Genomic DNA, 18,355 nt, shown 5'->3' on the forward strand with positions numbered 1-18,355 from the left:
CCGGCGGTCCCGGGGCACCCGGGCGACGGTCCGTGCCCGAAATGCCCGGCCCGCTCAGCCCGCCCGGACCACCAGCGCCGTCGCCACCGCCATCAGCCCCTCGTCGCGGCCCGGGAACCCGAGCCCGTCCGTCGTGGCGCCCGACACCGACACCGGCGCTCCGACCGCCTCGGAGAGGATCTTCTGGGCCTCGTCCCGCCGCTTGCCGATCTTCGGACGGGGTCCGACGACCTGGACCGCGACGTTGCCGACGACGAATCCGGCCTCGCGCACGATCCGCGCCGCCTCCGTCAGCAGCACGACGCCCGGCGCCCCGGCCCACTCCGGGCGCCCGGTGCCGAAGTGGGCCCCGAGGTCACCGAGGCCGGCCGCCGAGAAGAGCGCGTTGCACGCGGCGTGCGCGACGACGTCGGCGTCGGAGTGCCCGGCGAGCCCGGGCCCCTCCCCCTCCCACTTCAGGCCGGCGCACCAGAGCTCCCGCCCTTCCTCGAAGGCGTGGATGTCGGTGCCGATCCCGACCAGCGGGAGCACCAGCCCCGGGACCGGGCCCTGACCCGGCGTCCGGCCCGGCGTCCGGTCCTGCGGCCGCTCCTGCCCGGATCCGTCGGTCCGCTCCGGTGTCTCAGAACCCATCGTTGAGCCTCCGCCGTGCGAGAACCGCCTCCGCCAGCACCAGGTCCAGCGGGCGCGTCACCTTGAACGCCTCCTCGTGGCCCGGCACGACCACGACCGGCACGCCCAGCTGCTCGACCATGCTCGCGTCGTCGGTCACGTCCTCGGTCACGCTCTCGTGGGCCCGCAGCAGCGTCGCGCGGTCGAAGCCCTGGGGGGTCTGCACGGCACGCAGCCGCGCCCGCTCGGGCGTGGCCACGACCGGCTCGCTCTGCCCGGCGAGGGCCGCGGGCTCGACCTCCTTGACGGTGTCGGCGAGCGGCACCGCCGGCACGACGGCGGGTGCGCCGTCCCGGACGGCCTCGATGACCGCGTCCACGGTGTCGACGGGCACGAGCGGCCGGGCCGCGTCGTGGACCAGGACGATGTCGAAGCCGGGGGGCAGCGCGTCGAGGCCGTACTTCACGGACTCCTGGCGGCTGTCACCGCCCGGGACGACGACGAAGTCGGTGCGCTCGGGCAGCGCGTGCGCGTCGAGCAGCGTCTTGACCTCGGCGGTGCCGTCCGGCGGTGCCACGACGACGACCAGGGAGACGGCCCGGGAGGCGGCCATGGCGCGGACCGCGTGGATGAGCATGGGCGTGCCGTTCAGCGCGCGGAGCGCCTTGGGGGCGCCCGGACCGAGGCGCACACCTCGTCCGGCGGCCGGGATCACGGCGGCGGTGCGGGCCTCCGACGGCGAAGGGAGCGAAACGTCAGACATCGGTTCCTGTCAGGTTTGTGTGCTCGACCCTGATGGGTATGGCCTGGGGGTACCCCCTGCTCGGAGAGCTGGGGGAGCGCCGGGCGCGACGCCTTGACCGGACCCTTCCGTGACATCCGGTCAGGCCGACTGCCCGGCTCGGCATCTCGAGTATCGGATACGCCGGTATACCTCGGGAAAGCCGATGCCGGGTGAACGCACGGTTTACCGAATGGGTGCGGGTACGAACATGCCGCAGCGCCCGGCGACAGCAATACGGTAATTGCGTCATCGGGCACCGCGGCATTTTCATTGCGCTGCTGCGCGGGCTTGGGCGTGCGTCAAGACGGGTGGCGTCTCGGCGACTGAGCCGGCGTCAGGACGCGAGAACCTCGTCGAGCAGGGCCTCGGCCTTGTCCTCGTTGGTGTTCTCCGCGAGGGCGAGCTCGCTCACCAGAATCTGGCGAGCCTTGGCGAGCATGCGCTTCTCACCCGCGGAGAGTCCGCGCTCGCGCTCACGACGCCACAGGTCACGCACGACTTCCGCGACCTTGATGACATCGCCGGAGGCGAGCTTCTCCAGATTTGCCTTGTAGCGACGCGACCAGTTCGTGGGCTCCTCGGCGTACGGTGCACGCAGCACCTCGAAGACCCGGTCCAGCCCGTCCTGACCGACCACATCACGCACGCCGACGAACTCCGCATTGTCCGCTGGCACACGTACCGTCAGGTCACCCTGGGCGACCTTCAGCACCAAGTAGGTCTTGTCCACGCCTTTGATCTGGCGAGTTTCGATGGCCTCGATCAGCGCGGCCCCGTGATGGGGATAGACCACGGTGTCGCCAACCTTGAACGTCATGTGACAGGTACCCCTTCCGTGGCTATCCAGAGTAACACGGAAACGGCGTCTTCTGAATGGCGTTTTCGCAGGTCAGGGCATATCTCGGGGCTTGACAACCGCAACAGGAACGTGCTGCGAGGGGCGAGCGGAAGAGGGTATTCGCAGGTCGGAGCCGCTGTCCAGGCGGAGTGAAACGCGTACGTTACACACACCCGGAGCCCGTCGCCAGGGTCTGAACATCCCGTTTTGTCCTGCTCCACGAGCGCGACTTCCGCTACTCCGTTCGACGGGCGGAGCCGAGTACGAGCCGATTCCGGAATTGATCAAGAAGTCCGGTGATCAGAGACCGATCGGCCCCGGACGACCCGGTGATCCATTTCCCGGAGAGCCCGGCATTCATTCCCCTAAATGCGCAAGCCGAAGTCGGTGGAACAGTCTGCGGAACTTATGTGAATGGCGGACGGGCGCGATCAAAGTAGCGGACGGGCCGCCGGCGGTGGAGGGGGCCGGACGGGGCGCACACACGGCGCACCGGAGCCCACGGGCGCATCCCGGGCGCGTCGCACCCGCCGCACCCGACCCGGCGCACTTCCGTCCGCCACGCCGGTGACGTGGGCGCCGCACGTTGCGGGACGTGGGCGGCGGCCCCTGTGACGCGCCCGGTGCGGCGCCGCCGCGAGGCCCCGTGCGGCGCCTGGGGCCCAGTGCGGCACCGCTTCAGGACCCGGTGCGCCGCCGCACCGTGGCACGCCGGTGCGGCACCCGCCGCGGGACCTCGTGCGGCGCCCTGCGGGGCCAGTACGGCGCCGCTTCAGCACCCAGTGCGCGCCCGGCCGCGACACCCCGGTGCCGCAACCCCCGTGGGGCCCGGTGCGGCCCGCCCGTGGCTCCCAGTGCGGCACCCCCGTGGCACGCCCGTGCCGTGCCCGCCGCAAGGCCGGGTGCTGCGCCCCCGCGACACCCTGGTGCCGCACCCCTTTGGGTTCCGGTGCGGCACGCCCGTGGGTCCCGGTGCGGCACGCCCGTGGGGCCCGGTGCGGCGCCCCGTGGCACGTCCCGTGCCGTGCCCGCCGCAAGGCCCGGCATGCCGCACCCTCGCGGCATACCGGGCCGGGCCGCCGCAGGACCCGGGCCGCCGCCGCAGGACCCGGGCCGGTGCCGCCATAAGGCCCGCGGCGGCGTTCCTCTTTCCCCCCGGACGGGCAAAGTCGGCGGCTTGGGGAGGGTCGGGTGCGGTCGCGCGGGAACGGATCGGTAACCTAAGGCCGCTGACAGACCCTTAGGGCGGCTTTACACAGAGGTCGTCCTGCTTCGACCACGTTCAAGGAGATGCCGCCGCCGTGAGCAGCAGCCTTCGACGCGGCACTCTCGCCGCCGCCGTCATCGCGTTCTCGATCGCCTCGCTCGCCGCGTGCGGTGCCGGCAGCGACGCCCAGACGCTGGAGGTCAAGCCGGACAACGCGGCCACCTCCGTCGGCGTGATCAAGGTCCAGAACGCGCTCGTCATCACCCAGCCCGACGTGAAGACCGGTCCCGCGGTGATCTCCGCGACGCTGTTCAACAACGGCACCACCGCGCAGACGCTGGACTCGGTGAACGTCGAGGGCGAGGGCGCCGCCCAGATCACGCCCGCCGGCGGCAAGGGCAAGCTGACGGTCCCGGCCGGCGGCTCGATCGTCCTCGGCGGCAAGGGCAACGCCTCCGCGGCGCTGGCCAGCCCCTCCGAGACGCTCCTGAACGGCAGCGTCCACAAGGTCACCTTCTCCTTCAGCGAGACGGGTGCCGTGAGCCTCGGCTCCTACGTCGTCCCGGCCGAGAGCTACTTCTCCAAGTGGGGCCCGAGCGACATCCCCTCGGCCCCGGCCACCACCTCGGCCCCGGCCACCTCGCCGTCCGAGTCGGCCACGGGCTCCCCGTCCGCCTCGGAGTCCGCCTCGGGCAAGCCCGGCACCAGCGCGTCCTCCAGCGCCACCGCCACCGCGTCGGCCTCCGCCTCCCAGTGACCGCGCACACGCCCTAGGCCCGGACGCGGGGCCCGCCCGGTACACCGCCGGCGCCCCGCGCGGCCGACCGCGCGTGACCGTCTTGTCGTACGCCGAAGGGCGGGTTCCCTCTCCGGAGAGGGAACCCGCCCTTCGGCGTAACGCTGTCCTGCCGGGACCGGCCGGGCCGGTCTACGGCTCGAACTTGTAGCCGAGACCGCGGACCGTCACCAGGTACCGGGGCGCGCCCGGGTCCGGCTCGATCTTCGCGCGCAGGCGCTTGACGTGGACGTCGAGGGTCTTGGTGTCACCGACGTAGTCGGCGCCCCAGACCCGGTCGATGAGCTGCATCCGGGTCAGCACGCGTCCCGCGTTGCGCAGCAGCATCTCCAGGAGGTCGAACTCCTTCAGCGGGAGGTCGACCTTGCCGCCGGAGACGGTGACGACGTGACGGTCGACGTCCATCCGGACGGGACCGGCCTCCAGGGCGGCCGGGGCGACCTCCTCCGGCTCCCCGCGGCGGCGCAGGACGGCCCGGATCCGGGCGACCAGCTCACGGGAGGAGAAGGGCTTGGTGACGTAGTCGTCGGCTCCTATCTCCAGCCCGACGACCTTGTCGATCTCGCTGTCCTTGGCGGTGACCATGATCACCGGGACGTTGGAGCGGCCGCGCAGCTGACGGCAGACCTCGGTGCCGGGCAGCCCCGGCAGCATCAGGTCGAGGAGGACGAGGTCGGCGCCGTTGCGCTCGAACTCGTCCAGGCCGTCGGGCCCGGTGGTCGCGATGGCGACCTCGAAGCCCTCCTTGCGAAGCATGTACGACAGGGCGTCGGAGAACGACTCCTCGTCCTCGACGACGAGCACACGGGTCACGGAAGGACCTCCGGGGCAGGAAGCGGTTCGTACGGGGATGTGACGGTGGTCGTCCCGTCGGGCTGCCCGGTCTCGTCCTCTTCGTCGAGTCCGGGCATGTGGTGATCGGTGACGCGCTCGCGGGCCGCACTCGCCTCCGGCAGCCGCAGGGTGAACGTGGAGCCCTGACCCTCGGAGCTCCACACCGTGACCTCCCCGCCGTGCGAGGCGGCCACGTGCTTGACGATCGCCAGCCCGAGGCCCGTACCGCCGGTGGCACGGGAGCGGGCGGGATCGACACGGTAGAAGCGCTCGAAGATGCGCTCCTTGTCCTTGTCCGAGATGCCGATGCCCTGGTCGGTCACGGCGATCTCGATGTGCTCCCCGCCGGGCGCGGTCACCCGGCGGGCGGCTATGCCGACCCGGGTGCGGGCGGGCGAGTAGTTGACGGCGTTCTCGACGAGGTTGCCGAGGGCCGCGGCGAGCTGGCCCCGGTTCCCCCACAGGCTGAGGTCGGCGGTGCCGCCGGCGGCCATGGTGATCTGCTTCGTGCCGGCCTGATGGCGGCAGCGGTCGATCGCCTCGGCCACCAGTTCGTCGACCCGGACCGGCTCGGCGTCCTCCAGCGGGTCGTCGTTCTGCACCCGCGAGAGGTCGATGAGCTCCTGGACGAGGTTGGTGAGCCGGGTCGCCTCTATCTGCATGCGCCCGGCGAACCGCTCGACGGCCTCCGGGTCGTCCGAGGCGTCCATGACGGCCTCGGAGAGCAGGGAGAGGGCTCCTACGGGGGTCTTGAGCTCGTGACTCACGTTCGCGACGAAGTCCCGGCGCACCGCCTCGATGCGGCGCGCCTCCGTCAGGTCCTCCACGAGCAGGAGGACCAGCCTCGATCCGAGGGGAGCCACTCTGGCCGAGACGGCGAGTGCCTCGCCCCGGCCCGTGCCCCTTCTCGGCAGGTCCAGTTCCACCTGGCGTATCTCCCCGTCACGACGGGTGTCACGCGCCATGTTGAGCATCGGTTCCACGGCCAGTTTGCCGCCGCGCACCAGGCCCAGGGCGTACGCCGCCGAGCTCGCCTTGACCACGGCGTCCGCTTCGTCGAGCACGACCGCCGAGGACCGGAGCACGGAGAGCACGGTGTCGACGCCGGGCGGAAGCACCGCGTCCGTGTGCAGGGAGGTGCGGGTGGGGCGTTTCTGGTCGCGCTCGCTCCAGCGGAACGCCAGCATGGCGATGACACCGGTGAGCACTCCGGCGATCGCTGCCGCTGCGGCGACCGCCGCGTTCACGTCCATGCACCCAGGTTAGGCATGGCGTAGCTCCTGGCCACAGCCATCCGTGTGCGAGCTCGAACACTCGTCGCCCAGAGTTCACCCAGGAGCCAGTGCTGATTCACTTGAGATGCCGGAAACGGACGCGTACGGGGCCGAACGTGGGAGCGTGGGGTTCACGGGTCCCTCCGGCGGCAGAGGCTGCCAGGTCCCGGACCCCGGACCCCGGAAGCTGACGTACGAGAGGGACGACCACATGCGTGACGCGTATCACGAGGAACTTGACTCGATCGGCGACGGCCTGGTCGAGATGGCCCGGCTCGTCGGGTCGGCGATCGGGCGCGCCACGACGGCCATACTCGACTCCGACCTGAAGCTGGCCGAGAGCGTGATCGCCGCGGACCAGCGGGTCGACGACCTCCAGCACGAGCTGGAGGCCCGCGCGATAGCCCTGCTGGCCCGCCAGCAGCCGGTGGCGACGGACCTCCGTATCGTCGTGACCTCGCTCCGCATGTCGGCCGACCTGGAGCGGTCCGGCGACCTGGCCCAGCACGTGGCCAAGCTGGCCCGGCTGCGTTTCCCGGACCGTGCGATCCCGCACGACCTGCACGCCACGATCCTGGAGATGGGCCAGCTCGCGCAGCGCCTGATGGCCAAGGCGGCCGAGGTCATCATCACCAAGGACGTCGACCTGGCTCTGCAGCTGGAGCAGGACGACGACGAGATGGACCTGCTGCACCGCACGCTCTTCCAGCACCTGCTGGACGACAAGTGGAAGCACGGCATCGAGACGGCCGTCGACGTGACCCTCCTCGGCCGCTACTACGAGCGCTTCGCCGACCACGCGGTCTCGGTCGCCAAGCGCGTCGTCTACCTGGTCACGGGCGAACACGCCGACGAACTCCAGTCGGACATCCAGCCGGTCACGGGGGTCGAGGGCGCATAGCCCTACCGGGCGCCCACCAGCCCCCGGCCCACCGCCCCTCGGACCAGCGAGGGAGCCACGCCCTGCCGGAACACGGGCCGGGGGCGCCCTGCCCAAGACGGGACGGTCCAGCCCCTCCCACCGGCGGAACGGCTGGGCCTCGGGGTCCGGAACGGGTCGGCCCGGTGACCGCGGGCGGCCGGCCCTGTGCTCCTCCCCGGGCCGGGGCGCGGCCTCCGGCACGGCGGGACGGCGCGGGCCGGATCCCGGGCGCCCGCGTGGAACGCGCGCCCCTGGCGTGCAAGACGCCTCAGTGCGCCGTTGATGCGCCCGCCGGGCTGGGCATGAGATGGGCGACAGGAGCCGTGCGGCGCGGTGTGCGCCGACGCTTCCGTGTCTGAAGGAGGGACCCATGGCCGAATCCCCCAGCACGCCCGACCCGACCCAGGACCGCGACACCCAACAGCCAGCCGACATCAAAAGCCTCCCTTTGTTCGGCGCCTGCGGCTGCGGCTCGGGCTGCGGCTGCGGCTGCCAGTCCGGCAACCCCTGCCAGTGCGGCTGAGCACACCCGTACGTACGGAAGGGCCCCGTCACCACGCACCACGACGGGGCCCTTCCGCTGCCCCCGACCTCTCGGCCTCTCGGCCTCTCCCGGTGTGCGCCTGCCCTCTCCGCCCCGCCCCCCGGCCCTCCCCGCCCGCGCGAACCCGTGCGGGTGAGGACCGGATCCGCCCGGACCCGACCGAAATCTGCGCGATTGTGGTGCTGTTGTCCGATTGACCGTGGTCTGACGGGCGAACTCTGCTACCTCTGGGACAGGGGAGGCGGGCCCTGGCCCGCGGCGGCGCGAGGTGCGTCGCCAGGAGGGGACACACGTGAGCACCACACCACGGGACGCGGTCATCGCCGTCGAGCAGAAGGCCGTCGACCGCGCCTACGACTGCTACGAGGCCCGGCTCGCGGAGATGGCGGCGCCGTCGGCGACCGCCTGCGCGAGCGGCAAGGACGGCATGGCGGTCCGCGAGACGGCCGAGAGCGCCGCGGAGGAGTACGGCGGTCTCGAAGGCGAGGCCCTGGTCATCAGCCGTGTCGACGTCCAGGACGAGGGCGACACCGAACCGGAGACGTTCTACGTCGGACGACGCCACGTCTTCGACACCGAGACCCGCGACCAGGTCGTGGTCTCCTGGACGAACCCGCTGGCCGTGAGCTGGCACAACGCCCTGCCCGAGACACCGGGCGAGGTACGGCTGAGACGCCGGTTACGGTGCGCCGGGCGCCGCGTCGAGGACTTCCTGGACGAGATCACCCCGGCCGGTGACCCGTACGACGGCTCGCCGGACGCCGTACAGGAGGCCGCCTCGCCGCCCGCCTTCGAGGACGAGCCCGCTCCCCTCGAAGACCCGGCCCCCCTCGAAGGCCGGGACCTCCCCGACACCCACGACGGCGGGGAGCCGAAGGAGGAGGACGGCACCGCCGGCCAGCCCGCCGGAGGCCGCCACGCACGGCCGCGCGCCATCCCCGCGCAGCGCCACCCCGCCGGTCGACGGCGCCAGAAGCCGCAGCCGGTCGACGAGTTCCTCCTGCGGGAACTGCGCCGCTCCCGCAACGGCCGGATGCGCGACATCGTCGAGACGATCCGCCGCGACCAGATGGCCCTGGTCACCCGCTCCCCCGCCGACGTCCTGGTCATCCAGGGCGGCCCCGGCACCGGAAAGTCCGCGGTGGGTCTGCACCGGGTGACCTGGCTGGTCAGCAACGACCACTTCCGCGCCGAGGACGTCCTGGTCGTGGGCCCGCACCAGCACTTCCTGGAGTACGTGGGGCGCGTCCTGCCCACGCTCGGCACCCGGAACGTCACGGCCGTGCAGCTGTCCCGCCTCTGGGAGGGGCCGGTCCGCGGCACGGACTCCCCCGCCGCGCGGCTGGTGAAGTCCGACGAGCGGATGGCGGCCGTCCTGCGCAGGCGCGTCCAGAACGAGTGCCGGCCCGAGGCCCTCGACACCGTCGTCTCCGCGCCCTCCCACGCCCAGGACGAACCGGCGTTCGTCGTGGTCGTCGGCGGTACGTCCCTGCGGCTGCCGCGTACGGTCGTACTCGCCCTCCTTCAGGACGCCCGGGCCGGAACCGAGGGTTACCGGGCGCGCAGGGACCGGTTCCGCACCCTGCTCGTGGACCGGCTGCTCGGTGAGCTCGTGGAGATCGCCCCGCAGCGCGGCAGGGACGCGACCGTGCGCCGCGACCTGGAGCGCAACCGGCAGGTCACGACCCTCGTCGACCGGATCTGGCCCGCGCTGAGCCCCGAGGAGGCGCTGCGCACCCTGCTCAACTCCCCTACACGCCTGCGTGAATGCGCCGGCGGCGTCCTCGACCCGGACGAACAGGCCTGTCTGCAACGGCCGAAGGCCGACAGCGCCGCCGAAGAGCCGTGGACCCCGGACGACTTGGTGTGCCTCGAGGAGCTGCGTTTCCTCATCGCCGGCGAGACCCCGCGCCGCTACCGGCACATCGTCGTCGACGAGGCGCAGGACCTCACCCCGATGCAGGCGAGGTCGCTGCGCCGACGGTGCCCGACCGGTTCGATGACCGTGCTCGGCGACCTGGCCCAGGCCACCGGGCCGCACTCCTACACCAGTTGGAAGCAGCTGGGCTCGATCCTGTCCGCGCGGGGCGAGTGGCGCGTGGCCGAGCTGAACACCAGCTACCGCGTCCCCGCGGAGATCATGGACTTCGTGGCCCCGCTGGCCCGCACCGTCGCACCCTCGCTGCCCTACCCGACGGCCGTCCGGCTGGTCGGCGACGGGGCGGTCCGGCTCGTCGCCACGACGCCCTGGGAACTGCTGGACGACGCGGCGACCCGTGCGGCACGCCTCGCGGGCACCAACGACGGCCGGTCACCACGGTCGATCGCCGTCGTGGTCCCCGACGGCTCGGACTGGCTCGAGGAGGTGCGCCGACGCGTCGACCTCGTGGACGGCATGACCGAGGAGACCCTGCGGACCGTGTCGGTGCTCCCCGCCGCCCAGGCCAAGGGCATGGAGTTCGACCACGTCCTGGTCCTGGAGCCGGCCGCCGTCGCCGACGGAGGACCCGCCGGACTGCGCAGGCTGTACGTGGCCCTGACCCGCAGCACCCAGACCCTGACCGTCCTGCACACGACACCGCTCCCGGCCGAACTCGGCACGCCCGCTGACGACGCCGACGGTGATGCCGCCTCCGTCTACGCGTACTTGACGCCCACCACGGCGGGACCGGAGAACGGGAAGGGTCCCGGCGCCCCCGCCGACGGCACCTCCGGCCCGGCGGACGGCTCCGCACCGGGCGACGACCTGCCGGTGGGCACCCCGGTCAAGGTGCGGGTGCTCGGGCCCGGCCCGGGATCCCATCTGAAGGTGAAGGTCCTCGCCCCCGCCACGGAGCGAACCGTCCTCCTGGTCCCGCGGCACGGCGAACCCACCCCGGCCGCGGGCTCCCGGCTGGACGGCTGGGTGACCCGGAACGAGGGCCAGTTGAGCCTGGTCTCGGCCGGCGACTTCGGCCGCCGCCCCATCTCGTCCCGGATGGCTCCCCGTTACGAGGCCGCGCTCGGCGTCCTGCGGGACCTCGCGCACGGCGACGGCACCGCCGCACCGGAGACGGCGGCCCTCCTCTCCGAACTGAAGGGCATGGCCGCCCGCTGCCTCCGCCGCGACCGGATCGACTGGCTGAGCGTCTGGCGCCTGCTGGGTTCCGCCGACCGCGACCGGCTGGGCGACCTGGCCGACCTCGCCCAGCGCACCCGCCGGGCGGTCGGGTCGGAGGCGCCCGGCCTGCCGGCGGCCCTGACGGACGACCCGACGTTCCGGCACTGGGCCGACGCGCTCGACCGGGCCCGGGACGAACTCCGCCACCGGATCGACACGGGCCCGGAGACCGGAGCGGAACCCGAGCCCCCTGCCGGGCCCGCACACCCGGTCGAACCCACGGAACCGGGCACCCCGGCAGAACCAGGCACCGCCGCCGAACCAGTCCCCCCGGCCGATCTCCGCGTCCCGGCCGAACCAGCCCGCCCGGCCGATCTCCGCGCCCCGGTCGACCCCCGCATCCCCGCAGACCCCCGCGTCCCGGCCGATCCGCCCACGCAGACCCTTCGGCCCGATCCACCCATCCAGGCCAGTCAGGCCAGTCAGGCCACCCAGGCCGATCAGGCCGGTCAGGCCGGCCCCCCATCCCCTCCGGATCCCCGCACCCCGGCGGCCGGCATCGCACACCCCACGACGATCACGGCGCCATCGGCCGAGCTCCCCGCCGAACCGCACGGAACACTCGAACAGAAGGACAAGGACACCGACCTCATGAACACTGCCGCTCTCCTGGAGATCGAGCCCGCCCAGTCCGAGGGGCGGGCGGCGTGGAACGAGGCACTCGCGCGGAAGCTGGACGTCGAGGCGCAGGCCGACCGGGACTGCAACACGCACGAGGCCGTGCGCTACGAGCTCAAGGCCGCACTCCTGCGCGCGGGACTGCGCCCCTCGGACTCCAGGGTCTCGGACGCGACCCTGGAGGGCCCGGAGGGCTTCTTCCGGTACGAGGTGCTCGGCGCCGACCGTTGCGGCTACCCGCACCTGAGGGCCGGAGCCGTCCGCCTCCTGGAACTCGACCGGGTGGAGACCCGCTCGGCGGACACCCGGTACCTGGTCCTGGCCGAGGCGCCCACGGAGGACTGGGCCCCCGACGCGATCCGAGAGGCGTTCGGCGTGCACGTCGTGTGGCGGACCGCGGCGGGCTGGCACGGCCCGGACGTACGAACGGCCCTGCGCCTGACCGACTGACCGCTCCCTGCCTACCTGCCCGCCTGCCCATCAACGGGATTGACCCCGGACGGCCCGGTCGTTTGACTGGTGTGTCGGGGACGGCACCGGCCGCCCCCGACACACCAGGGAACACGGTGGAACGCCCGATCCTCTTCCTCGACGTCGACGGCCCGCTCATCCCGTTCGGCCCGGCGTTCGCGCACGAGGCGCCCTCGGCCGCGGGCCCCGGCGCCCTACCCGCCCCCGTACCCGGCGCCGAAGCCCTACCCGGCCACGGGAACCCGCTGCTGGAGCGGCTCGACCCCACGGTGGGCCCGCGCCTGACGGCGCTGGGGTGCCGACTCGTCTGGGCCACGACGTGGATGGACGAGGCGAACGAGGTCGTCGCCCCACGGATCGGCCTGCCCCGGCTGCCAGTGGTGGAGTGGCCCGAGAGCATCGCCGAGGCGGGCCCGCGGGGCCTGCACTGGAAGACCCGCCCCCTCGTCGAATGGGCCGCCGGCCACCCGTTCATCTGGGTCGACGACGAGATCACCCCCATGGACCGCCTCTGGGTCGAGGCCCAACACGAGGCCCCCGCCCTCCTGCACCGCGTCCCCCCGTCCAAGGGCCTGACGGAGACCGACTTCCACGAGCTCACCGACTGGCTCGCCACCGCCGGCATGGGGCGCTCCGGAGAACCGAGCTGACGAACATCCCGCCAACGGGCCTGCTGGGCAACGAAGTTGTCGGCCATACGCAACACGGCCGAGCAGGGCAAGCGTTCCCGCGTGGACCCTCCCACCCATCGTTCAACGATCTTCACAGTTACCTCATAGTTCTACACAACCCGCCCTCCCGAGTCGGCTCACCACCCCCTGGCGCGCCACACCCACCCGCCGCACGAGACCTCAAACACCCCTCCCACCTGCCGAGATTCAACGCCGAAGACGTGTCTCGCAGAGTGATCAAGAAAGTGTGAAGGGTATTCACATTCTCTTCACGGCGTGATTATGATCAGCGCGCTTGTCGAGGTCCTGCCAGGACTCGACAGGACCTCAGCCTTGGGAGAGTCATGCGCATGCGAGCGCGCGCCGGTTCCGGCGTGCCGTCGAAGACATCGTTGTCGACGACAGCAGTCGTTCGGTGACCGCGGCGGTTCCGCTGCCGGTTACACGTGCCATCTGACACTCAAGTCCCCTGCCGCGCGCCCGGGTTACGGGGCCGCGGCCCACGGCTCCGAGGATCCGCTCGCGGCGACCGCCGGGCGGCACCCGCCTTTCCCGACTTCCGTCCCCGCATGCCCGGGGCCCAACAGTTTCCCCCCCAACACCCAACCGAGCGAGAAGAGGAATGCGATGAGCACCGACGAGAACAACGGCCGCCGGAACCTCGCGAACGCCATCACCAGCGAGGTGGCCGCCGGATTCCGCGTCGAGTCCCAGACCGACGCCCAGGCCGTGCTGGTCAAGGGCACCGGCGTCAACCACATGCTCCAGCTGGTCCTGAGCCTGGTCACCTGCGGCGCCTGGGCGATCGTCTGGGCGATCATGTACTTCGTGGCGAAGCCGAAGCGCCTGATCCTCACGCTCGACGAGTTCGGCAACGTCCTCCGCCAGGAGATCAAGTAACACGAACCCGACGCACACGGCAGGCGGAACCCCCCGTGCCCCGAGGGGCCGACGGGGTCCGCCTGCCGTCTCGGCCTCTACCAGCCGAACCCTCCCTCCAGTGAACCGCATCGAGCGCTCCCGAGCCCGACGCGGAACTGACCTTCTGGAGCTGATGGGTTGACGCCAGATGTGGACGTCAGCCGCTGCGGGGAACGATGCTCACCGCCCGGTAGTCGTACCCGTCCTGCTTGAACCCGGGAGCCTCCCAGGTGAGATCGACCTGCTGTCCGGGGGACAGCGTGCGGAAGCCGGGCGCCTGGATGTCGGAGTAGTGCCCGAAGCACCCTCCAGGAGTCTCGGGCGAGTCGAGAACGCCCCATCCCTCCTCGTCCCGCCACTCACGCACGGTCGCGATCACACCCGGGGCAGCCTTGCGCACCCCTCTACGACGGCTCATCCACCTATCCCTTCCTGGTCCTTTTCCTCTTCATCCGACGCAGCCATGACGAGCCCGGAGGACACCGCGCCCTCGTCGTCGATCCCGAGCCGCTGGAGCAGGGCCCAGCGGTCGAGGTGTGTGCAGGCCCAGGCGGGGTCATAGGCCGCCGTGGGCAGTTGGGGGATGCGTTTGCGGCCCGTCTCGTCGAGTCGGTAAGGAACCTCGAACGCCTCGTCCCACCGGACCAGGTCCGCGGTGAAACGGGCCTCGGCCTCCGACGGCTCGATGCCCAGATAGCCGGCGATGTCCGCCCAGGAGGCGCCCCGCTCACGCTCGTAGACCACGGCCGAGACGAGCGCGCGTTCGGCGAGGTCGATGAGCCACCGAGCCTGACTCACCCTGCCGCCGGGGCCCGTATCGGGGTCGTGGCGGGTGGCGACCAGTCCCCTGGCGCTGTCGGCGACGTCCACGGCGTGGTCACAGAGGACCAGACGCGCCAGCGCCTGCCGGGAGAATCGCGCACGATCGACGTCGTAGGGGGTCGCCTCAGCCATACCCCCAGCGTCCCAGGCCCCACCCGTTCCCCGAACCTCATTTTCCGGGCACCGCCGACACACCCGCCGCTCCAGCCTGCCAAGAGCCGCCCCGTGAGCACCTGTTCGCCGCCTGTCATGATCGACGGGTGACCAGCGAACCCTCGCGGCCGGGCCGCACGAAGTACGTCCTGTTCGACGTCGACGGCACGTTGATCGACGCGGTGAGCAACCAGCGCCGGGTCTGGGGAACCTGGGCGGAGCGCTACGGGCTGGACGCGGACGAGGTCTACCGGGTGGCTCTGCGGACCCGGCCGATGGAGACGTTCGCCCAGGTCGCGGCGGACCGGGATCCGCGCGAGTGCCTGGCCGCGCTGCACGAACTGGAGGACGACGACGTCCGGTCCGGCGCCTATGCGGCCTTCGACGGCGCGTCGGAACTGCTGCACGGCCTGCCGTCGGGGTCGTGGGCGCTGGTGACCTCGAACTACGAGCACCGGGTGCGCGGCCGTTTCCTGCGGACGGGCCTGCCGGTGCCGGGGGTGATCGTGGACGCGGCTTCCGTCGAGGAGGGCAAGCCCTCTCCCGTCCCGTATCTGTCGGCCGCCGAGCAGCTCGGTGCCGAGCCGGGAGACTGCCTGGTGGTCGAGGACGCCCCGTCCGGAGTGCGGTCCGGTCGGGACGCAGGGATGACGGTGTGGGGAGTGAACGGCGCCGACGCGGTGGAGGGCGTGCACCGCCACTTCACCAGCCTGCGCGAGGCGGTCCCCCACATCCTGGCTTTCACAGACCGCGGCCTCGTCAATCCCTGACGAAGTCCCCGAGAACAAGGATGAGGAAGCCCTCGCCAACTCCCAGGAGAGCACCCAGGAAGCCGATGAAGGCGAGCGGCACGAGGATGATCAACAGGATCAGCATGAGCTTCCGCGCCAGGCGGGTACCAGCCTCGTGGAACCTGCTCTCCGCCGGCCCTTCATCCGTCATGATCCCCTCCCCCGCCCGGGCCGTACGACGCGAGCGGCGCGGCGAGGTCGGCCGGGAACCGCTGCGCGGCGAGCGATCGTACGTCATGAGCCATGGCGGCCCACAGACGGCCCAGCCCCACCAAAAAGCCCCCGCCCTGCCGAGTCACGGCAGGTCGGGGGCTTGCTGGTGGTTCGTTACTTCCTCTTGCCATGGGTTTCGACCGCCCGGTTTTTGGGGCTGGTCGGCGGGGTGCTCACCCCAACTGACCTGTCGCCGGGCCGTCGTTGGTTGTCGTTGTCGCTGACGGTTGACCTCGGAGGTTCCACAGAGGTTCCAGGATTCGGCCCGACTCGGCGCCCGCTCTGCTGCTGACGCTAGAGGCAGGAATCGCTGGTGCTGTGACCGCGAACGTTCGCCGGGTTGGTGGCCTGTCAGCGGCGGCCTGATCGGCTGGGAGGTGAGTCACCGAGACTGTTCGGCGGCGTTTGCCCGATAGCGTTCCAGCACACCGACGGACAGTGCCGATGCGGCCATCAGTCCGAACACGATCGAGCTCGAAGCGCCTCCGTGGCCCCGCTCCCAGACACGGAATCCGACTGCCAGGACAACGACTCCGAACAGCAGGGCCTGTATCCACCTGACGGCCACGGCCCGCTGGCCGTGGCCATCAGCGATGCTGTCTCTTGCGCGCACCGGGGCTCCTCTGCTCCTTGTAGTGCGCCGACCGTACTGCCGCTGGGAGCCATCGAGATGACCCACCCGGTGAACCTTCGTGGTCACAGCACTAGCCGTCCGCGCGACCTTCAAGGCTCGCTGCGCTCGCTCGCTCGACGTCGTCAGGAACTCCCAGCTGGCGACTGCCCCCTCGATGCGAACCATGGGCACGGTGGTCACTGAGGCCCGCGAGGCACGCCAGACGGTCGCCCACGGCCGATGGCAGTGGGGGCTGGCCGTGATGGTTGCTGTACCTCGCTGCTGTACAGCCACCTGCCTGCTGGCCGGCCACCGCTTTAGGAGCGAGGTTGGGTAGTTCAGGTCTGACCTGTGGGTTTCCATCCTTGGCACGGCATGGGGCCGTGGACTGGCCAGTCAGATGTCCAGCCGCTGCGGATCACCGGGGACCGTCCGTATCCAGGAGCGCAGTTTCCAGCAGACTGCGACGGGCCCTACAAGCATTGAAAGCATCCACAGGCCCACGCTGGCAGGGGAGATCATGTAGTACTCCCACCGCTCCGGAAGCAGGGCTGGAAGGGCGATCGCCACCACGAGGGCAAGCCATGTGCCTATCACCGTGAGCACGGCCTTAGACACGATTACTGCTCTCCGCATTGAACCCCCGCCTTCGATGTTCTCCCCCGGCCGTAGGTTACATCGCAATTATTGAGGTCTGGCCTCATCTTTATCAGGTCGATCGCAGAGCGCCGTCGACAGCGGCCAACCAGCTCGGCGCTTGGGGTGAGCGTCCGCCAAGTCTCATCGCAGACCGCCGTTGTTCGCGCTTGTTGGTGTCAGCCGCTGATGTCAGCCCACTGCAACAACCTTTTGCCCCGGGACCTATCGGGTCGGCCCCTGACAGGCCCGGCCGACGAGGGCCCGGTTCATATCCGAGGCGCGTGGAAACTGGGATGCCCCGGCCGTGCGCCGCTGCGAAACTGACCGCCGTGACGCGACCTGAACTCTCCGAACTCGACCACCTGCGAGAAATAGAACGGCTCGCCGGCGTGGTCGCGGGCGCCGCCTCGGCCGAGGGCTGGCTCTCGTATCAACCCGAAGCAGACGACGCGACACCCCTGCAGCGGGCGGTGAACGCGCTGGCCCGGGGACTTCGCCACTACCACTTTCCCGGGGACGGCTGCCTCGACTATGAGACGGATCGCCCCGAGCTGAAGCTCGCAGGCGTGGTGGTTCTGCGTCCCGGGGCGATGCCGGACGGCATGGAGGAGACCTACGAGGAGGCGTGCGCCCGTCTCGGAGTCGAGGCCCGGCCCGAGGGGTGGGCCCTGTGGAACACATGGGGCGACGGGAAGCTCCAGGTGACGATGGTCGTCTCCGCGGTCGACACCACCGAGGGCCTGCTCGCGAACTGGTCGCGGGGCAAGGCCGTCTATCCGCTGACGCCAATGCCGTCCCAGATAGCTCTCATCCACCACGGCTGGGCTGCCCATATGGTCTTCTCCCCGTTCGGAGTGAAGAAGCTCGGGCTCGGCGGACAGCCGTGACATCGCGTCACCTCGACCACCGGTCCTCCACCCCCGGCTCGGCCGGTGCTCGGCTTTGACTGCTGCGCAAACCCCTCTTGCTCAACCCACTACCCTCCCCAGCTCCCATCCCGGAGCGCGCGTCGGCTCAGCGTGGGCGGAGCGGGCCGGAGGCAGGAGCGGCGCCCGGCGCGGAGCCGGGAGCGCGCCCGGCGGAGCGGAGCGCAGCCGGGGCTTGATGAGGTAGAGAAATCCGTAACCCTGGTCTCCCTGTGGTCCGCGTTCAGCCCTCTGCCTTGTCGCTTGTCGCTTGTCTTATCGCTCATCGGCTCGCAGGTCAGAGCGTGTTTCGACTACCGCGCAGTGGGGCGCTACCTCGTCACGACAAGCGACAAGCGACAAGCGCCGAGGGCATCGCGTGTGCCGCCGTGCGGGGCGGGTTGCGGACGCCAGCCCCGAGTTGGGACAGCAGAAGAGGCCACCTCACGCGGGTGAGGGTGGCCTCTTTAACGCCTGCCGACGACGCGGCGGGGAACTGCAACACGCGGGGATGCGGTCGCTTGTCCAACGGCTGGCGCAAAACCAAGAGGAGCACGCCTGGCGAGC

Annotated in this window: 17 protein-coding genes; 8 read left to right on the forward strand and 9 right to left on the reverse strand. The window is 71.2% G+C overall.

Annotation, left to right across the window (positions count from 1 at the left end):
* Positions 1–54: 54 nt before the first annotated feature.
* From ispF to IO36_RS22305, 3 genes are all read right to left on the reverse strand, one after another.
* Positions 55–633 carry a 2-C-methyl-D-erythritol 2,4-cyclodiphosphate synthase gene (ispF, locus tag IO36_RS22295; RefSeq protein WP_037622328.1) on the reverse strand — a complete coding sequence of 193 codons (579 nt, stop codon included), beginning with the start codon at positions 631–633 and terminating at the stop codon, positions 55–57.
* Complete coding sequence (gene ispD, locus IO36_RS22300; RefSeq protein ID WP_037622329.1) at positions 623–1,375, reverse strand: 2-C-methyl-D-erythritol 4-phosphate cytidylyltransferase; 753 nt, start codon at positions 1,373–1,375, stop codon at positions 623–625. Before ispD ends, ispF begins: the two co-directional genes overlap by 11 nt.
* Positions 1,376–1,730: 355 nt before the next feature.
* The gene (locus IO36_RS22305; protein ID WP_003953493.1) at positions 1,731–2,213 is read right to left on the reverse strand and encodes a CarD family transcriptional regulator; all 483 of its coding nucleotides are present in this window, start codon (positions 2,211–2,213) and stop codon (positions 1,731–1,733) included.
* Positions 2,214–3,535: 1,322 nt separating this feature from the next.
* On the opposite strand from IO36_RS22305, the gene IO36_RS22310 reads away from it, so the two are divergent.
* Complete coding sequence (locus IO36_RS22310) at positions 3,536–4,198, forward strand: copper chaperone PCu(A)C domain-containing protein (RefSeq protein ID WP_037622330.1); 663 nt, start codon at positions 3,536–3,538, stop codon at positions 4,196–4,198.
* A gap of 171 nt (positions 4,199–4,369) precedes the next feature.
* Here the strand turns inward: IO36_RS22310 and IO36_RS22315 are convergent, their stop codons facing one another.
* Together IO36_RS22315 and IO36_RS22320 are read right to left on the reverse strand one after the other, a co-directional pair.
* Positions 4,370–5,050, reverse strand: a complete 681-nt coding sequence (locus IO36_RS22315) for a two-component system response regulator PhoP (RefSeq protein ID WP_037622332.1) — start codon at positions 5,048–5,050, stop codon at positions 4,370–4,372.
* Positions 5,047–6,324: a two-component system sensor histidine kinase PhoR gene (locus tag IO36_RS22320; protein ID WP_037622333.1), complete on the reverse strand. Its 1,278-nt coding sequence runs from the start codon at positions 6,322–6,324 to the stop codon at positions 5,047–5,049. Before IO36_RS22320 ends, IO36_RS22315 begins: the two co-directional genes overlap by 4 nt.
* A gap of 232 nt (positions 6,325–6,556) precedes the next feature.
* Here IO36_RS22320 and phoU point away from each other — a divergent pair, with 232 nt between their 5' ends.
* The 5 genes from phoU (at position 6,557) to IO36_RS22340 (ending at position 13,631) form a co-directional block, all read left to right on the forward strand.
* Positions 6,557–7,246 (forward strand): phosphate signaling complex protein PhoU, encoded by a 690-nt coding sequence (gene phoU / locus IO36_RS22325; protein WP_037622477.1) that lies wholly within the window; start codon positions 6,557–6,559, stop codon positions 7,244–7,246.
* 391 nt (positions 7,247–7,637) lie between these two features.
* Positions 7,638–7,790 carry a hypothetical protein gene (locus IO36_RS47420; RefSeq protein WP_167347409.1) on the forward strand — a complete coding sequence of 51 codons (153 nt, stop codon included), beginning with the start codon at positions 7,638–7,640 and terminating at the stop codon, positions 7,788–7,790.
* Positions 7,791–8,103: 313 nt separating this feature from the next.
* Positions 8,104–12,039 (forward strand): HelD family protein, encoded by a 3,936-nt coding sequence (locus tag IO36_RS22330; protein ID WP_037622334.1) that lies wholly within the window; start codon positions 8,104–8,106, stop codon positions 12,037–12,039.
* 116 nt (positions 12,040–12,155) lie between these two features.
* Positions 12,156–12,710 (forward strand): HAD domain-containing protein, encoded by a 555-nt coding sequence (locus IO36_RS22335; RefSeq protein ID WP_037622335.1) that lies wholly within the window; start codon positions 12,156–12,158, stop codon positions 12,708–12,710.
* A 648-nt stretch (positions 12,711–13,358) separates the two neighbouring features.
* Complete coding sequence (locus IO36_RS22340) at positions 13,359–13,631, forward strand: DUF4234 domain-containing protein (RefSeq protein WP_051900816.1); 273 nt, start codon at positions 13,359–13,361, stop codon at positions 13,629–13,631.
* A gap of 178 nt (positions 13,632–13,809) precedes the next feature.
* Here IO36_RS22340 and IO36_RS22345 read toward each other — a convergent pair whose 3' ends face one another.
* Entirely contained in the window at positions 13,810–14,070 is a 261-nt protein-coding gene (locus tag IO36_RS22345) for a S1 domain-containing protein (RefSeq protein WP_051900817.1), read from the reverse strand.
* On the reverse strand, positions 14,067–14,606 hold the full coding sequence (locus tag IO36_RS22350) for a hypothetical protein (protein ID WP_037622336.1): 540 nt from the start codon (positions 14,604–14,606) through the stop codon (positions 14,067–14,069). The genes IO36_RS22345 and IO36_RS22350 overlap by 4 nt, the downstream gene beginning before the upstream one ends.
* A 128-nt stretch (positions 14,607–14,734) precedes the next feature.
* Here IO36_RS22350 and IO36_RS22355 point away from each other — a divergent pair, with 128 nt between their 5' ends.
* Positions 14,735–15,397, forward strand: a complete 663-nt coding sequence (locus IO36_RS22355; RefSeq protein ID WP_037622337.1) for an HAD family hydrolase — start codon at positions 14,735–14,737, stop codon at positions 15,395–15,397.
* Here the strand turns inward: IO36_RS22355 and IO36_RS22360 are convergent.
* Both IO36_RS22360 and IO36_RS47735 read right to left on the reverse strand, forming a co-directional pair.
* Positions 15,387–15,569 carry a hypothetical protein gene (locus tag IO36_RS22360; RefSeq protein ID WP_037622339.1) on the reverse strand — a complete coding sequence of 61 codons (183 nt, stop codon included), beginning with the start codon at positions 15,567–15,569 and terminating at the stop codon, positions 15,387–15,389. The two genes, IO36_RS22355 and IO36_RS22360, sit on opposite strands and share 11 nt — an antisense overlap.
* A 1,071-nt stretch (positions 15,570–16,640) precedes the next feature.
* The gene (locus tag IO36_RS47735; protein WP_245173415.1) at positions 16,641–16,862 is read right to left on the reverse strand and encodes a hypothetical protein; all 222 of its coding nucleotides are present in this window, start codon (positions 16,860–16,862) and stop codon (positions 16,641–16,643) included.
* A gap of 350 nt (positions 16,863–17,212) precedes the next feature.
* Here IO36_RS47735 and IO36_RS22370 point away from each other — a divergent pair, with 350 nt between their 5' ends.
* A complete protein-coding gene (locus tag IO36_RS22370) occupies positions 17,213–17,770 on the forward strand; it encodes a hypothetical protein (RefSeq protein WP_158997431.1) in 558 nt (185 codons plus the stop codon).
* Positions 17,771–18,355: the final 585 nt, after the last annotated feature.

This window comes from Streptomyces aureus (assembly GCF_000725495.1).
In the GTDB taxonomy this organism is placed as follows: Bacteria; Actinomycetota; Actinomycetes; order Streptomycetales; family Streptomycetaceae; genus Streptomyces; species Streptomyces aureus_B.

Coding starts and splice junctions, on each gene's coding strand:
- IO36_RS22340 (WP_051900816.1), top strand. CDS start 13,359: ATGAGCACCGACGAGAACAACGGCCGCCGGAACCTCGCGAACGCCATC.
- IO36_RS22305 (WP_003953493.1), bottom strand. CDS start 2,213: ATGACGTTCAAGGTTGGCGACACCGTGGTCTATCCCCATCACGGGGCC.
- phoU (WP_037622477.1), top strand. CDS start 6,557: ATGCGTGACGCGTATCACGAGGAACTTGACTCGATCGGCGACGGCCTG.
- IO36_RS22320 (WP_037622333.1), bottom strand. CDS start 6,324: ATGGACGTGAACGCGGCGGTCGCCGCAGCGGCAGCGATCGCCGGAGTG.
- IO36_RS47420 (WP_167347409.1), top strand. CDS start 7,638: ATGGCCGAATCCCCCAGCACGCCCGACCCGACCCAGGACCGCGACACC.
- IO36_RS22350 (WP_037622336.1), bottom strand. CDS start 14,606: ATGGCTGAGGCGACCCCCTACGACGTCGATCGTGCGCGATTCTCCCGG.
- ispF (WP_037622328.1), bottom strand. CDS start 633: ATGGGTTCTGAGACACCGGAGCGGACCGACGGATCCGGGCAGGAGCGG.
- ispD (WP_037622329.1), bottom strand. CDS start 1,375: ATGTCTGACGTTTCGCTCCCTTCGCCGTCGGAGGCCCGCACCGCCGCC.
- IO36_RS22360 (WP_037622339.1), bottom strand. CDS start 15,569: ATGACGGATGAAGGGCCGGCGGAGAGCAGGTTCCACGAGGCTGGTACC.
- IO36_RS22345 (WP_051900817.1), bottom strand. CDS start 14,070: ATGAGCCGTCGTAGAGGGGTGCGCAAGGCTGCCCCGGGTGTGATCGCG.